This window comes from Bacillus sp. FSL R5-0603, assembly GCF_038050295.1.
GTDB lineage: Bacteria > Bacillota > Bacilli > Bacillales > Bacillaceae > Bacillus > Bacillus subtilis.
In genome coordinates, this window is the sequence record NZ_JBBOYP010000001.1 from 3,674,343 (window position 1) to 3,690,570 (window position 16,228).

Genomic DNA, 16,228 nt, shown 5'->3' on the forward strand with positions numbered 1-16,228 from the left:
GTTACACCTCATTTATCAAAAGTTAGAAACAGGAGCCGGGGCCGCCTGAAAATGATAAGCCGCAGCTCCCTTGTTCAGCATATAAATCTGAAACTTCTTCTCGATGACTGCTCGGTATCACAAAGCGGTCATCATATTTGGCAATCGCAAGCAGCCGATACATATCTTCAATTTGCTGTTCTGTTAAGCCGACACTGGAGATCAGTTCCGGGTCGATTGATTTATTCGTCTGGATCGCTCTCATATACTGGCGCATGACAGACATTTTCTTTAACGTTGACCGAATATGATCCGTATCACCGGCCGTTAACAGCTGCGCCAAATAGTCTATCGGTATTCTCATTTGGTCGATAGCCGGAAAAATATCTTCCGCGGATTGCCGGCTGCCTTTTCCTTCAAAGAGATTCATAATCGGACTGAGCGGCGGAATGTACCACACCATTGGCAGCGTGCGGTACTCAGGATGAAGCGGCAGCGCAATCTTCCAGTCAATGATCATTTTATAGATCGGCGATTGCTGCGCAGCCTCTATCCATTCAGCCGGAATGCCTTGTTCTTTTGCCAGTTTGGCAACCTCAGGATCATTTGGGTCAAGAAAAACGTCCAATTGTGAATGGTAGAGATCCTTTTCATTTTCAACAGATGCCGCTTCCTCCACTTTGTCCGCGTCATACAGCATGACGCCGAGGTAGCGGATTCTGCCAACACACGTCTCAGAGCAGATGGTTGGCAGTCCCGCCTCCAAACGCGGAAAGCAGAGTGTGCATTTTTCCGCTTTGTTCGTTTGCCAGTTAAAATAGACTTTTTTATAAGGACAGGATGAGACGCAATATCTCCATGAACGGCATGCGTTTTGATCCACAAGCACAATGCCGTCCTCCTCGCGTTTGTACATGGCGCCGGATGGACAGGATGAAACGCACGCCGGGTTGATGCAGTGCTCGCAAATACGGGGCAAATACATCATAAAGACCTCATCGAATTCTGTTTTGATCGATTCCTCCATCTTTTGTACGTTGGGATCTTCAAGTCCCGTTATGTGGCCGCCCGCGAGATCGTCCTCCCAGTTCGGTCCCCATTCGATATTCATGAAATCCCCCGTCAAGGACGATTTCGGGCGTGCTACCGGCTGGTGTTTTTTCTGCGGGCTGTTCGTTAATGTTTCATAATCATAGTTCCAGGGCTCATAGTAATCATCAATCGACGGCTGATTCGGATTATAGAAAAGGCCTGCAAGCCGATTGGTTTTCGAGCCCGATTTCAGCTCGAGCTTTCCTTTTTTCAATGTCCAGCCGCCTTTATATTTGTCCTGGTCCTCCCATTGCTTCGGGTAGCCGATGCCCGGCTTTGTTTCTACATTATTGAAGTACATATATTCCGCACCGGAACGGTTTGTCCACGTGTTTTTGCAGGTGACGCTGCACGTGTGGCAGCCGATGCATTTATCCAAGTTCATGACCATACCGATTTGCGCTTTAATCTTCAAGCCAATCGACCTCCTTCAGCTTGCGGATGACGACGTTCAGGTCGCGCTGATTCCCTGTTGGCCCATAATAATTAAAGCCGTAGCTGAGCTGGGCATAGCCCCCAATCATCTGGGTCGGCTTGACGTGTATCCTTGTAGGGCTGTTATGGGTGCCTCCGCGGTTATTTGTCAGCTTTGTGCCGGGCACGTTGATGTGGCGGTCCTGGGCATGGTGCATAAACGCCATTCCTTTAGGAATCCGATGAGACAAAACGGCTCTCGCGACGACAACACCGTTTCGGTTAAAGCATTCAATCCAATCGTTGTCTTTGATATCCGTGTCCTCTGCATCATCTTTATTCATCCACACGGTCGGCCCGCCGCGGAACAGCGTCAGCATCGGCAGAGAATCAAAATACATGCTGTGGACAGACCATTTATTATGCGGCGTCAAATAATTGAGGACGATTTCTTTTCCCTCTTGATCAGGCCGTTTGCTCAGAAACGGGCGATGCTGGAGGATCGGTTTGAATGTCGCCATCGTTTCACCGAATTCCATCATCAGTTCATGATCGACATAATAGGATTGTCTGCCTGTCAGCGTCCGCCACGGAATTAATTTTTCAACATTCGTTGTAAACGGCGAATACCTGCGCCCTCCTTTTTCAGAGCCGGAAAACGCTGGAGACGTGATCACCGTTTTCGGCTGGGCTGTAATTTGTTCGAACGTAAAGCATTCTTCCTCGCGTTCTTCCGCCAGGTCTTTCAGCTTCAGGTTCGTGATGTTTTCAAGTGATTCCCATGCTTTTACTGCGACCTTTCCATTCGAAGTGGATGATAGGGTTAAAATCGCTTCTGCTGCCTGCTTTGCTTCACTTATATTTGGACATCCCTTTGCCACACTGTCCGAGGTGATTTCTCCCAATCTCTGTTTGAGTGATTCATATTCATCGGCTATTGACCAGCTCATCCCTTTTGTTCCGCTCGGCTTTAAAGCAACGTTCGGACCAAGTGCAGTCATTTTATGAAAAATGTGTTTGTAATCCCGTTCAACGACTTGGATGTTCGGCATCGTTTTTCCCGGAATGGCTTCACATTCGCCTTTGCTCCAGTCATTGATTTTGCCGAATGGCTGGGCCAATTCCTGCATGGTGTCATGGAGGAGCGGCGTCGCAACCACTTCTTTCACCGGCTCCATATCGACTTCTTCTGCCAGATCGGAAACAGCTTTTGACAGCGCCTTGAAAATATCCCAGTCTGACTTCGATTCCCACGGAGCCGAGATCGCAGGAGCAAATGGATGAATGAACGGATGCATATCTGTGCTGCTGAGATCGTGTTTTTCATACCATGTCGCCGCCGGCAGCACGATATCGGAATACAGCGCCGTACCGGCCATTCGGAAGTCCAGATTGATTAACAAGTCGAGCTTTCCTTCCGGGGCCTGCTCCCGCCATTTGATTTCTTCAGGGCGGATGCTGTCGCTATCGTCATTCATTAAACCGTTCGTCGTCCCCAGCAAATGCTTGAGAAAATATTCATGCCCTTTTCCTGAGCTTGAGATCAGATTTGCGCGCCATACGAAAAGATTTCTTGGGAAATTCACTTCATTATCAGGATCTTCAATCGCGAATTTCAGTTTTTTCTCTTGGAGCTGTGAGGCCACGTACGCACCTACGTCTTCGGGTGTTACGGCCCCTGCTTTTTCAGCTTCTTTATACAGATCGATGCCATTTTGATTGAAAGTCGGGTAAGACGGAAGCCACCCCAGCCGTGCCGCCAGCACATTGTAATCAGCGTGGTGCTTGTAGCGGGATGACGCAGCAATCGGTGATGCCAAATCACTGATCGGCTGGTCCTCATAACGCCACTGATCTGTCGCAAAGTAGAAAAATGAGGTGCCGTTTTGCAGCTTGGGCACGCCTTCCCAGTCCTTTGCAGTTGCAATCGTCTGCCACCCTTCAGCAGGTCTGAGCTTTTCCTGCCCCACGTAATGGGCCCAGCCTCCGCCGTTTACGCCTTGGGCGCCTACAAGCAAAACAAGATTTAACACCGCTCGGTAGATCGTGTCGGAGTTGAACCAGTGGTTAATGCCGGCCCCTACGATAATCATGGACCGGCCGTCTGTATCGATCGCATTTTGGGCAAACTCTCTGGCAATCTTAACAACAGCTTCTTTTTTGATTCCTGTCATTTGTTCCTGCCAGGCAGGCGTAAACGGCTCAGGATCATCATAGGAGACAGCCGATCGTTTACCGATGCCCCGGTTCACGCCGTAGTTAGCCAGTATCAAGTCAAACACGGTCGTGATGTACGTTTCTTCACCGTTTAGGTTCATTTTTTTAATAGGAAGATCCCGCTCGAGCACTTTGTTTCCGTCATTTGAAAAATACGGGATGCGCACCGTGCCGATTTCGTCCTCTATTCCCAGCACAGAGAGACGGGGTTCAATCGGTTCCCCGGTTTCTTCATCAATCATGTGCAGGTTCCATTTCTGTTGCCCGTCCCAGCGCGAGCCCATTGTCCCTTGGGGTATGGCAAATGAACTTGTCTGTTCATCCCAAACCGCAGGCTTCCACTGATCATGCTTTGTCTGCCGCCCGATGTCCTTCGCATGCAGAAACCGTCCCGCTGTGTATACGCTATTTTCTTTTGACAGGGTGACGAGAAATGGAAAATCAGTGTATTGCTTCGCGTACTCAATAAAACGTTCAGTTTCTTGGTTCACGTAAAATTCCTGCAAAATGACGTGACCCATCGCCATCGCAAGCGCCCCGTCAGTCCCTTGGCGAATACTCAGCCAGTCATCCGCGAACTTTGAGGATTCCGCAAAATCCGGACTGATCGAAATGACCTTAGCGCCTTTATAGCGGGCCTCCGCCAAAAAATGTGCGTCAGGCGTTCTCGTTAACGGAACGTTGGAGCCCCATGTGATGATATAGCCGGAATTGTACCAATCACTGCTTTCCGGAACGTCCGTCTGGTCACCCCAAATTTGCGGGGATGCCGGAGGAAGATCCGCATACCAGTCATAAAAACTGAGCATAGGGCCTCCGATTAACGACATAAACCGGGAGCCTGATGCATGGCTGATCATGGACATGGCCGGAATCGGAGAAAAACCGACGTTTCGGTCAGGCCCGTATTTCATCACTGTATACAGCAGAGAGGCTGAAATCAGCTTCAGCACCTCCGGCCATTCAGCGCGTACAAAACCGCCTTTCCCTCTCGCCTGTTTATAGGACTTCGCTTTTTCAGGGTTTTCGACGATCGATTTCCAGGCTTCCAATGGATTTTGATGCGCCTGCAGTGCCTCCCGCCATAAATTGATCAGCACACCGCGCACGTATGGATATTTCACACGCAGCGGGCTGTAGATATACCATGAAAAACTGGCCCCCCGCGGGCAGCCTCTCGGTTCAAAATCAGGCATATCCGGGCCTGTTGATGGATAATTCAAATTTTGCCCTTCCCACGTGACAATTCCGTTTTTGACATAAATATTCCAGCTGCAAGACCCTGTACAGTTAACGCCGTGGGTGGAGCGAACGACTTTGTCGTACTGCCATCTGTTTCTGTATACATTCTCCCAATCGCGATCTTCGCGGGTGGTTTGGCTATGTTTATTTGAATGGTGTTCGATAGGAGAGAAATAATTCAATCTCCTAAACAACGGACTCCTTTTCTTTTTCTTCATGAGAGTTCACTCCTTCCGAGTCAGGTGATGCTAAGTTCACTATAAACAGAGACAGCGTGTTTCCTTGTGAACTATGTCACACACTCTGCTTTTTTCACAAAATGTTCACACAAAGGAGAAGGAAGGCTGAGTTCAGGCAGGACGCTTGGGTCATTAGCTGCCTTTCATTCAAAGATCAAAAAAAACCGGCTCTATTTAAGAACCGGGCTCAGCGTTTTCATCCTGTGATGTATGCAGATACCGCAAAAATAATTGATAGGAACAAAAAACATTTTGCTGAAGCATAGCCAAAAAGTTCATTTGCAGCTGCGGATGATAAGACATCATTTTCTTAAATATGTAATATGGGATGTTGAGAATCAGAATGTCTGAAGTGGCATTGACTGAGATAAAGGGCGATAAATAAAGCCCGCCTTTTTCATCAATCGGAAACACATCGCCTTTTTCCCACAGCGCAACGGTTTTCGACCCTTCAGGGAGCCTGCTGTCCATGAAACGGACACTGCCTTTTAATACAATATAAACAGATTGAGAATGAAGAAAAGATGGAGACTGATCACATGAGCCGCGGATAAACGTGCCGTTTTTCAGCAAGGTTTCGACAATGGATAGAGGCACTTCATTAAACATAGGAAGTTGTTTCAGAAATAATAAATAGTCACACTGATTCATAGGAAAACCTCCTGTGCTAAGGATAGCTTTAGTGTAGCTCGACTGAGCCTGTACAGCAGTGATGTATTTCACAGCCTGTATGATGAATGTCACTTATCAGGAGGGTGACTGCATTTATAATGATAGAAAAAAGGAGGATTTCGATGAAGGCGCTGATTCCGAAGCAGCACGGCGCGTGGGCGATGCTGCTGATCCCATTTTTACTCGGCATGGCCAAGGGAGGCCCCGTTATTTGGCATATTCCGCTCTTCCTAGGCTGGCTTTTCCTATACTTAGCGGTTTATCCCGTTACGCTTGCCTTAAAAAAGAAACAAAGCAAACCATATCAAAAGTGGATGTGTTATTACGGTTTTCCCGCCTGCTGCTTTTTGATGATCTCGGTCTTTCATAAACCGCCTCTCATCTGGGTGGGCGTTTCTTTACTGCCGCTGTTTTTCATACATATGTATTTTGCCCGCCGAAAAAACGAACGGGCCCTATTGAATGATGTTGCAGGTGTCTTGTTCTTTTGTTCGGGCGGGTTTGCGAGCTGCTGGCTGGGGATGGGAACCCTCGACGGCTGGGCTTGGTTTATTTTCTTGCAGTCTGCTTTATTTTTTATCGGGAGTTCCTTTTATGTGAAATCGGTGATTCGTGAAAGAAAAAACAGGACATTTGCATACTGGTCATGGGGATATCACCTGCTGCTCCCCTTTTTATCCGCTCTTTTCGGAGCAGGATGGGCGTTTCTCGCTTTTATCCCGAGCAGCTTGCGGGCATGGTTTTTTCATGGAAGGGATTGGCCCGTAAAAACGATTGGCATTCTGGAAATCGTGAATGCCTGCTTCTTTCTTGCCGTCATGTGCCTGTTTATCACAAGGTAAAAAAACAAGGACACCGCTGTCCTTGTTTTTTCAGTCAATATTGCAAATCTCCAGCGGGCAATTTTCACACTCAATCTCACATCGTAAATAGTCCCGCTTGTGCAAAATAATTTTTCCGGATTCGTCTATCGAAATAACCCCTTTTTTGCGGAGATCTCCCAGCATACGGTTGATGCTTTCCCGTGCAGCCGCGCAAAACTTTGCCAAATCCTGATTTGTCAGGACAATGTTAATCAGAATGCCGTCGCTTCGCTCCACTCCGTAGCTGTTTGATAAACGGATAAGGGTGGAATAGAGCGCCCCCTTTTTGCCATGAAGAAGCAGATCCCTGATTTTGGACTGAATCTTCCGGAGGTGCGTGCTCATCCATTTCATGAACTCAAATGTCAAAGCGCCGTTTTGGATTAATTCTTTTTCCAGCTTATTTTTATTAATGACGAGCACCTCGCCATCCTCTAGCACTTTTGCACTGAGCATATACCTCGGTTCTTCAGTGAAAAGTGTTAATTCTCCGACGATATCATGCTTTTGGCAGATTCTAAGCGTCAGGTCTTTTCCGTCAGATGTCAGCTTGCCGATTTCAATGAGTCCTGATTGAATCAGATAAAGCTCTTCTGCATCCATTCCTTCTCGAAACAAATACGTGTGTTTTTCCATTTTTCTTTTCGTGCTGATCGATTCCAGCAATTCATGCAGATCGCTGGAAATAAGATCACTATCAGATGGTCGAACAGAGAGAAAATTCATGAGCTCACCTCGAAGAAAGTCACGTTGTGTGTTTATTGTAACGTGAATTGATTTGTACCCATCGAGAAAAAACTAACAATCTTGTGAATGCCCCAGTGTTAGTTGATGCTCTGGCTGTTTCTCTCCGTGTGTGTTTTCATTCTTTCCTGCCAATACATCCATATGACAAGGACAAAGCTGGCTAACGCCACCTCTGAAAGCGCCATAAACCCGATCGCGTACTGGCCTGTTGCCTGAAATACACTCGCCAATATGAGCGGAGGAAAAAAGCCGCCTAAACCGCCCATGGCAGACACAATCCCATTGGCAATCCCCGCTTGCTTCGAAAAATAGAAAGGCACCAGTTTAAAAACAGTTCCGTTTCCTATGCCTGAGCAGACGGCCACGGTTAATGATCCAAACGTATAAAGGCCGATTGTCGGCGAGAACGATAGGATAATGCCTGATAATGTAAGCCCGGCAAAAACAAACATCAAGATGCGGAGCGGGCTCATTTTATCAGCCAGGAATCCGCCTGCAGGCCTGAGCAGCGTAGAAACCGCAATAAAGCCAGCCGTCCGCAAGCCGGCATCTGCAGGATTCAGCCCAAAATGCTCCACCAGAAAGTTCGGCAGATAGATAGTGAAGGCGACAAAGGCGCCGAACGTAATAAAATAAAACAGGCTCAGAAACCATAGCACATGATTTCGGTAAACGGCTTTGATTTGAGTCTTAACAGAAACTTTGACCTTCTTCTCATGCCTGTCACCGAACAAAACGTGCAGTAAGGCAAAGACAGCCAGCAAAACCAGATACATCTGCACAGTTGATTTCCACCCGACGGCTTGAGCGATAACCGGCGCTGCAAATGTCGTAACGGCTGTCCCGATATTTCCTGCACCGTAAATCCCATTGACGACACCGTGCTTTTCTTTCGGATAATATTTCGGGAGGGAGGTCACTCCAATGGAAAACACCGCTCCCCCGATCCCTAAGAAAAAGCCGCCTGCGATTAAATCAAACAGAGAATCCGCGATACTGATCCAAAATACAGGAAATAAAAGCAGGATGAAGCTGACCATAAACATGAGCCGCGCGCCAAACCTGTTCGTTAAATACCCTAAAGGAATGCGGAGAAGCGATCCGAGGATCACAGGAATCGCCGTCACCAAAGAAATCTCACCCTTGCTTAAATGAATATCTAATGTGATTTGGGAAATGAGTGATGAAATCAGCACCCAAACCATAAACCCTGCCACCAAGCTTAATGACTGTAACGATAATTGAATGTGTTGACGGTTGATCATTTGGCTTGCCCCTTTCAATGATTCAATAATCAGTCTTATCATACAAAAACTCGGCAAACAGGATTGTGAATTACATCACACGTTTTTCTCATAAAAAAAGGACAAAGCCCGAAGACTTTGTCCTTTTGATCGTGATTACATTTTTTCCGGAGCCGATACGCCGATCAGCTGAAGCGCATTGTTCAGCGTAATTTGCGTTGCCTTCATTAAAGCCAGGCGCGCGCGGCTCTTCTCTTCATTTTCAGGGTCGATGACTTTCTCTGCGTTGTAGAAGCTGTGCAGAGCAGAAGCCAGATCATAAATATAGTTTGTGACACGGTGCGGAATTCGTTTTTCCGCTGCTTCCGCCACTGCCTCTGGGAAGCCGCCGATCGTTTTCAGCAGATCGTATTCTTTTTCTGATTGAATATGGCTGAAATCAAGATCTGCCGCCGGTTTAAGTCCCAGCTCTTCCCCTTGGCGAAGCATGCTGCAAATACGGGCATGCGCGTATTGTGCATAATACACAGGGTTTTCGTTAGATGTTGATACAGCAAGATCTAAGTCAAAATCCATATGGGTGTCCGCACTTCGCATTGCAAAGAAGTAACGAACGGCATCCAAGCCGACTTCTTCAATCAGGTCACGCATCGTTACGGCTTTACCGGTCCGTTTGCTCATTTTCATTTTCTCGCCGTTTTTGTAAAGGTGAACGAGCTGAATGATTTCTACTTCAAGCGTTCCTTTTTCATAGCCCAGCGCTTCGATTGCCGCTTTCATACGAGGGATGTAGCCGTGGTGATCGGCACCCCAAACGTTGATCAGCTTATCAAAGCCGCGGTCAAGCTTGTCCTTATGATACGCGATATCAGGAAGCAGGTACGTGTACGTGCCGTCCTTCTTGATCAATACGCGGTCTTTATCATCGCCGAACGTCGTGGAACGGAACCAAGTCGCGCCGTCTTCTTCATAGACGTGGCCTTTTTCACGGAGCGCTTCAAGCGCCTTGTCGATTTTTCCATTTTGGTACAGTGAAGTTTCTGAATACCACACATCAAACGGCACACGGAAGTTTTCCAAGTCCTTACGAAGCTTTTCCAGCTCGTATTTCAGGCCGTATTCACGGAAAAACGCGAGGCGTTCACTTTCCTCTTCGTTAACGAAACGGTCACCGTATTCCTCAGCGAGACGCTTTCCGATCGCAATGATATCCTCGCCGCGGTAGCCATCCTCCGGCATCGGTTTTTCCAATCCGAGTGCTTCAAAGTAACGGACTTCAACAGAAAGCGCCAGATTGTTGATTTGGTTTCCCGCATCGTTAATGTAGTATTCACGGCTCACATCGTAACCCGCTTTTGAAAGCACGTTGCACAAGGAATCGCCGACAGCCGCCCCGCGCGCATGCCCGAGGTGAAGGTCTCCCGTCGGATTCGCTGATACGAATTCTACCTGAACTCGTTCACCGTTTCCGATGTTCGTTTCCCCATATGCTTCCCCTGCTTCCAGTACAGACGGAATCAGCTTTGTTAGATATTGATTGTTCATATAGAAATTGATAAAACCCGGGCCGGCGATATCCAGTTTTTCAATCGAAGCCTTTCCTTTATCAAAATGAGCGACAATCTCTTCAGCGATTTGGCGCGGCGCTTTTTTTGCGACTCTTGCCAGCTGCATCGCCATATTCGTTGAGTAGTCGCCGTGTGTTTTATCTTTCGGTGTTTCTAAAACAACATTGGGAATCTGGCTTTCTTCAGCCAGTCCCGCTTTCAGAACGGCCGCTTTGATTTCTTCTTTCAGCACGTCCTTCATTTGTTCCGCAATGTTCATGCGTGAGTTCCTCCCTCATACGTGATCGTCATATTATGTAAATGCTCCTGCTCGTCTCCGACATGCATGTCATATGCGATGCTGATACGGCCTTTTTCTTCATCGAGATCAGATTGAATCGATTTTGTGCTTGTTTTCAGCTCAAGCTCACCAAATGACATTTTATATTTAGCAATTGTGGAAGCTCCCGTTACGAAACGCTGATTCATTTTGACAGCGCCTGACCTCATGACCAGGACTTCGCCTTCGCTTACTTTCACAATCGTTTTGACTTTGCCTAAGTCGTGTTCTTCATAATAAGATAGATACACTTTATTTTGTTTTACATAGTAAAATCCGGTGGTGCGGAATTCGATGACTTCTTGGTTTCCGTCATCCTCGATCACAGACTTCACATGGAGTGTTATCGGTGTCTCTTGCTTCATTCTGACACGTCCTTTTCATCATTCCACTTTGACTTGAATAGTATAATCATTCGGTTTGTAAACTTCAACTGCTTCTATCTTACCATCATTGCTCATCAGATTTGAAGATAAACCTCATAAAAAGCATTTCCTTATATAGAAGAGAAAATCATATCACTAATTACCTTTAGGAAATGTTACATTTTTCCGAAATCTATCATTTCCTTTTCACATTTTTTTCAAATTATATGTATTGAATTAGTAATTTGATAGTTTTAAGATAAAAGTACAACATAGATCTGCTAGAAAAACAAAAAAAGGGAGGATTCAATTATGAAAAAAGCTGTCATTGTAGAAAACAAAGGTTGTGCAACATGCTCGATCGGAGCCGCTTGTCTAGTGGACGGTCCTATCCCTGATTTTGAAATTGCCGGTGCAACAGGTCTATTCGGTCTATGGGGGTAAGATCTCCCAAAGGGCATAGTCATTCTACTATGCCCTTTTTAAGTAAATTACAATTTTTAACTAAAATCTACCTCTTGGATATACATACACAATCGCTTTTCATTTGAATCATATGTATAGGGGATGGTATTTTGTTTATAGAGCAGATGTTTCCATTTATTAATGAAAGTGTAAGAGTTCACCAGCTTCCTGAGGGCGGCGTGTTAGAAATCGACTACTTGCGCGATAATGTCTCCATTTCTGACTTTGAGTATTTGGATCTCAACAAAACGGCTTACGAGCTCTGCATGCGCATGGATGGCCAAAAAACAGCTGAGCAGATTTTAGCTGAGCAATGTGCAGTGTATGATGAATCACCGGAAGACCATAAAGATTGGTATTACGACATGCTCAACATGCTCCAGAACAAGCAGGTTATTCAGCTTGGAAACCGGGCCAGCCGCCATACAATCACCACGAGCGGAAGCAATGAATTTCCGATGCCCCTGCACGCCACCTTTGAACTGACGCACCGCTGTAATTTGAAATGCGCCCACTGTTATTTGGAAAGCTCACCTGAAGCGCTCGGCACCGTGTCGATTGAGCAATTCAAAAAAACGGCTGATATGCTGTTTGATAACGGTGTATTGACATGCGAAATCACAGGCGGAGAAATTTTTGTCCATCCAAACGCCAATGAGATTCTTGACTATGTGTGTAAAAAGTTCAAAAAAGTCGCTGTCTTAACAAACGGAACACTCATGCGAAAAGAGAGTTTGGAGCTTTTGAAGACTTACAAGCAAAAAATCATCGTCGGCATTTCTCTTGATAGTGTCAATTCCGAGGTCCATGACTCCTTTAGAGGGAGAAAAGGCTCTTTTGCCCAAACTTGTAAAACGATAAAATTGTTGAGTGACCACGGTATATTTGTCAGAGTCGCCATGTCTGTCTTCGAAAAAAACATGTGGGAAATCCACGATATGGCCCAAAAGGTTCGGGATCTCGGGGCGAAGGCGTTCTCTTACAATTGGGTTGACGATTTCGGAAGAGGCAGGGATATTGTCCATCCAACGAAAGACGCCGAGCAGCACCGCAAGTTTATGGAATACGAGCAAAATGTGATTGATGAGTTTAAAGATCTGATTCCGATTATTCCCTATGAGAGAAAACGTGCGGCAAATTGCGGCGCTGGCTGGAAGTCCATTGTGATCAGCCCGTTCGGCGAAGTACGTCCTTGCGCCCTCTTTCCAAAGGAATTTTCATTGGGAAATATTTTTCATGATTCCTATGAAAGCATCTTTAACTCCCCTCTCGTCCATAAACTGTGGCAAGCGCAAGCGCCGCGGTTCAGCGAACATTGCATGAAAGACAAATGCCCGTTCAGCGGCTATTGTGGAGGCTGTTACTTAAAAGGGCTGAACTCTAACAAATATCACCGAAAAAACATTTGCTCTTGGGCGAAAAATGAACAATTAGAAGACGTGGTCCAGCTTATTTAGGAGGGAAACGATTTGTCACCAGCACAAAGAAGAATTTTACTGTATATCCTTTCATTTATCTTTGTCATCGGCGCAGTCGTCTATTTTGTCAAAAGCGATTATCTGTTTACGCTGATTTTCATTGCCATTGCCATTCTGTTCGGGATGCGCGCGCGGAAGGCTGACTCGCGATGAGCATTTTGGATATACACGATGTATCCGTTTGGTATGAACGGGACAACGTCATCTTAGAACAAGTGGATTTACATTTAGAAAAAGGCGCCGTTTACGGGCTGCTAGGGGTAAACGGCGCCGGAAAAACGACACTGATTAATACGCTGACAGGCGTGAACCGCAATTTCAGCGGGCGCTTTACACTGTGCGGAATTGAAGCGGAGGCTGGCATGCCGCAGAAAACATCAGATCAGCTGAAGACTCACCGTTACTTCGCCGCCGATTATCCGCTGCTATTTACAGAAATTACGGCGAAGGACTATGTGTCTTTCGTCCATTCGCTTTATCAAAAGGATTTTTCAGAGCAGCAGTTTGCCAGTTTGGCCGAGGCCTTTCATTTTTCGAAATACATCAACAGGAGAATTTCAGAGCTGTCCTTGGGGAACAGGCAAAAGGTTGTATTAATGACAGGCTTATTGCTGCGCGCTCCCCTGTTTATTTTGGATGAGCCGCTCGTCGGTTTGGATGTGGAATCGATAGAGGTCTTTTATCAGAAAATGCGCGAGTACTGTGAAGCAGGCGGGACCATTTTGTTTTCTTCTCATCTGCTCGATGTCGTGCAAAGATTTTGTGATTATGCGGCTATTCTTCACAACAAACAGATCCAAAGGGTCATTCCGATTGGAGAGGAGACCGATCTGCGGCGGGAATTTTTTGAGGTGATCGGCCATGAATAACATAATCCCCATCATGTCTTTGCTGTTCAAACAGCTTTACAGCCGGCAAGGAAAAAAGGACGCCATCCGCATTGCCGCAGGCCTTGTCATTCTGGCCGTGTTTGAAATCGGGCTGATCCGCCAGGCCGGCATTGATGAATCGGTGTTGCGCAAAACGTATGTCATACTCGCGCTTCTCTTAATGAACGCATATATGGTGTTTCTTTCTGTGACATCTCAATGGAAGGAATCTTATATGAAACTGAGCTGCCTGCTGCCGATTTCTTCACGGAGCTTTTGGCTCGCCCAGAGTGTCGTTTTGTTTGTCGATACCTGTTTGAGAAGAACTTTATTCTTTTTTATTTTACCGCTGTTCTTATTTGGAAACGGAACGCTGTCAGGGGCGCAAACATTGTTTTGGCTCGGCAGGTTTTCGTTTTTTACCGTTTACTCCATTATTTTCGGAGTTGTGCTAAGCAACCACTTCGTCAAAAAGAAGAACTGGATGTTTCTGCTGCATGCAGCGATATTCGCCTGTGTATGCCTCAGTGCCGCTTTGATGCCGGCCGCCACGCTCCCGCTTTGCGCGGTGCATATGCTGTGGGCGGTGGTCATTGACTTTCCTGTCTTTCTGCAGGCGACCCCGCAGCAGAGCAAGATGCATTCATTTATGCGGCGATCTGAATTTTCGTTTTACAAAAGAGAATGGAACCGATTTATCTCTTCTAAAGCGATGCTGTTAAATTACGCGGTGATGGCGGCGTTCAGCGGCTTCTTTTCGTTCCAGATGATGAACACCGGCATCTTCAATCAGCAAGTGATTTATATCGTGATTTCCGCGCTTTTGCTCATCTGCTCGCCGATCGCCCTTTTGTACTCGATTGAAAAAAATGACCGGATGCTGCTCATCACGCTTCCGATCAAGCGGAATACGATGTTTTGGGCGAAATATCGCTTTTATTCAGGCCTATTGGCAGGCGGATTTCTCCTTGTCGTGATGATTGTGGGTTTCATCAGCGGCCGTCCGATTTCAGTTCTCACTTTTTTGCAGTGCATTGAGTTGCTGCTGGCGGGAGCTTTTATCAGGTTAACTGCGGATGAAAAAAGGCCCTCCTTCAGCTGGCAGACGGAGCAGCAGCTATGGAGCGGTTTCTCAAAATATCGGTCTTATCTGTTTTGTCTTCCCCTATTCTTAGCCACATTAGCCGGCACCGCTGTATCCTTGGCGGTCATTCCGATAGCCGGTCTGGTCATAGTCTATTACCTGCAAAAACAGGATGGTGGTTTCTTTGATACAAGCAAAAGAGAACGGCTTGGAAGTTAACCTGCTGAAGACTCATCAATTTTCAACTATTTCAATCGCCGCGAGCTTTCTGAAACCGATCGAAAGCGCGGTGGAACCTGAGGAAGAAACAATTTATTTTTACGGCGCCGCCGCATACCTGAAGGAGCAAATCATTGACGCTTTTGGTTATGCTGCCGGCAGCCGTTTCATGTACTCAGCGAATCTCTTTTTTGATCAGCAGCTGAAAACCTGCGGGGCCCGTTTGATTCACCCATTATATAACGGGAATCTTCATGTTGATGCCCTGATGAAAACTTTTGCAGACTTGTCTTTCCCTTCTTCTCTTTCATTCGAGGCAGTTGAAAAGGCCAGGAATGAGCTGCTGCTGAGAATCGAAAAGAAATTCACTGATCCCTTCTCCTACTCGGCGGCGCGCTTAGCTGAGGAGGTCTTCGGAAACCCGATGTACGGCACAGGCATGTTTGGCCAGAAAGACAGGATAAAGGCGATTCATCCTAAACGGTTTCTCGACGCAACGGACTTTATCGTTGATTTAGTGTCCCAGCAAAAACAGCTGAACATATTGGGACAAGTACAAGCATGTGATGTTCGGGGACATGCCCCGCAAACGTCCGCTGTAACGTCCGGAAGAATACCCGTAAACCGGCATGTTTTTGAAACAGAGACACGCAGCGCTGCAGGTCCTTCCGTCTTGACACTCGGATTTGACTGCGGAGAGATGAAAGATGCCAGCGATTATATCAAAATACAGCTAATAGACGGATTACTGGGAAAGTACGGCCATTCCGCTTTATTCAAGCACTTCAGAGAGAAGGATCTGGCAGTCTATCACGTTATCACCCGTTACGATGTCATGAACAATTTGCTGCTTGTTTCAATATGTACAGATCAGCTTCATGAGAAAGACATTCCCCCGCGCGTTTTGGAAGCTGTCTCAGCTTTTCATACAGATGAGCGGGAACTAGAACAGGCAAAGCAGTTTTTACGCAATGAATTGCTGCTGCAATTCGATTCTCCCGAAGGTCTATTGGCCTATATGGGGATCCTGCGCCGCTTCTCCTGCACGAAAGAAGCCTTGCTGGATGGCATCTCAGCGGTTACATGCCGCGATGTATTGCAATTCATAGCGACCATCAATTATATCGGAGCTCATGTAGTAAGGGGATGAAG

General features: G+C 46.6%; 14 protein-coding genes and 1 pseudogene. 8 read left to right on the forward strand and 7 right to left on the reverse strand.

Features of this window, described 5'->3' with window-relative positions; all coding sequences use genetic code 11:
* Positions 1-22: 22 nt before the first annotated feature.
* From narH to arfM, 3 genes are all read right to left on the reverse strand, one after another.
* The gene (gene narH, locus NYE56_RS18935; protein WP_014481212.1) at positions 23-1,486 is read right to left on the reverse strand and encodes a nitrate reductase subunit beta; all 1,464 of its coding nucleotides are present in this window, start codon (positions 1,484-1,486) and stop codon (positions 23-25) included.
* A complete protein-coding gene (locus NYE56_RS18940; RefSeq protein ID WP_341284243.1) occupies positions 1,476-5,162 on the reverse strand; it encodes a nitrate reductase subunit alpha in 3,687 nt (1,228 codons plus the stop codon). Before NYE56_RS18940 ends, narH begins: the two co-directional genes overlap by 11 nt.
* Before the next feature lie 195 nt (positions 5,163-5,357).
* The gene (gene arfM, locus NYE56_RS18945) at positions 5,358-5,834 is read right to left on the reverse strand and encodes a Crp/Fnr family transcriptional regulator ArfM (protein ID WP_014478284.1); all 477 of its coding nucleotides are present in this window, start codon (positions 5,832-5,834) and stop codon (positions 5,358-5,360) included.
* A 143-nt stretch (positions 5,835-5,977) separates the two neighbouring features.
* On the opposite strand from arfM, the gene NYE56_RS18950 reads away from it, so the two are divergent.
* Positions 5,978-6,697 carry a YwiC-like family protein gene (locus tag NYE56_RS18950; protein ID WP_268555956.1) on the forward strand — a complete coding sequence of 240 codons (720 nt, stop codon included), beginning with the start codon at positions 5,978-5,980 and terminating at the stop codon, positions 6,695-6,697.
* Between the two features lie 30 nt (positions 6,698-6,727).
* Here the strand turns inward: NYE56_RS18950 and fnr are convergent, their stop codons facing one another.
* The 4 genes from fnr to NYE56_RS18970 all read right to left on the reverse strand — a co-directional run bounded on the left by fnr (position 6,728) and on the right by NYE56_RS18970 (position 10,961).
* A complete protein-coding gene (fnr, locus tag NYE56_RS18955; protein ID WP_014481215.1) occupies positions 6,728-7,444 on the reverse strand; it encodes a fumarate/nitrate reduction transcriptional regulator Fnr in 717 nt (238 codons plus the stop codon).
* A 98-nt stretch (positions 7,445-7,542) separates the two neighbouring features.
* Positions 7,543-8,730 carry a nitrate transporter NarK gene (gene narK, locus NYE56_RS18960; protein ID WP_014478287.1) on the reverse strand — a complete coding sequence of 396 codons (1,188 nt, stop codon included), beginning with the start codon at positions 8,728-8,730 and terminating at the stop codon, positions 7,543-7,545.
* Between the two features lie 135 nt (positions 8,731-8,865).
* Positions 8,866-10,536: an arginine--tRNA ligase gene (gene argS, locus NYE56_RS18965; RefSeq protein ID WP_123374483.1), complete on the reverse strand. Its 1,671-nt coding sequence runs from the start codon at positions 10,534-10,536 to the stop codon at positions 8,866-8,868.
* Positions 10,533-10,961, reverse strand: a complete 429-nt coding sequence (locus NYE56_RS18970; protein ID WP_003243604.1) for a DUF1934 domain-containing protein — start codon at positions 10,959-10,961, stop codon at positions 10,533-10,535. Before NYE56_RS18970 ends, argS begins: the two co-directional genes overlap by 4 nt.
* Positions 10,962-11,273: 312 nt before the next feature.
* Here NYE56_RS18970 and sboA point away from each other — a divergent pair, with 312 nt between their 5' ends.
* The 7 genes and pseudogenes from sboA to albE all read left to right on the forward strand — a co-directional run bounded on the left by sboA (position 11,274) and on the right by albE (position 16,226).
* A complete protein-coding gene (gene sboA / locus NYE56_RS18975; protein ID WP_003222002.1) occupies positions 11,274-11,405 on the forward strand; it encodes a subtilosin A in 132 nt (43 codons plus the stop codon).
* Positions 11,362-11,512, forward strand: a pseudogene (locus NYE56_RS18980) (bacteriocin-like protein SboX). The gene sboA and the pseudogene NYE56_RS18980 overlap by 44 nt, the downstream one beginning before the upstream one ends.
* 24 nt (positions 11,513-11,536) lie before the next feature.
* Positions 11,537-12,883 (forward strand): subtilosin maturase AlbA, encoded by a 1,347-nt coding sequence (albA, locus tag NYE56_RS18985; RefSeq protein WP_024573031.1) that lies wholly within the window; start codon positions 11,537-11,539, stop codon positions 12,881-12,883.
* Positions 12,884-12,895: 12 nt separating this feature from the next.
* Positions 12,896-13,057, forward strand: a complete 162-nt coding sequence (gene albB, locus NYE56_RS18990) for an antilisterial bacteriocin subtilosin biosynthesis protein AlbB (RefSeq protein WP_003222006.1) — start codon at positions 12,896-12,898, stop codon at positions 13,055-13,057.
* On the forward strand, positions 13,054-13,773 hold the full coding sequence (locus tag NYE56_RS18995) for an ABC transporter ATP-binding protein (protein ID WP_123374485.1): 720 nt from the start codon (positions 13,054-13,056) through the stop codon (positions 13,771-13,773). The genes albB and NYE56_RS18995 overlap by 4 nt, the downstream gene beginning before the upstream one ends.
* A complete protein-coding gene (albD, locus tag NYE56_RS19000) occupies positions 13,766-15,076 on the forward strand; it encodes an antilisterial bacteriocin subtilosin biosynthesis protein AlbD (RefSeq protein WP_335449835.1) in 1,311 nt (436 codons plus the stop codon). Before NYE56_RS18995 ends, albD begins: the two co-directional genes overlap by 8 nt.
* A complete protein-coding gene (gene albE / locus NYE56_RS19005) occupies positions 15,066-16,226 on the forward strand; it encodes an antilisterial bacteriocin subtilosin biosynthesis protein AlbE (protein ID WP_335450290.1) in 1,161 nt (386 codons plus the stop codon). The genes albD and albE overlap by 11 nt, the downstream gene beginning before the upstream one ends.
* Positions 16,227-16,228: the final 2 nt, after the last annotated feature.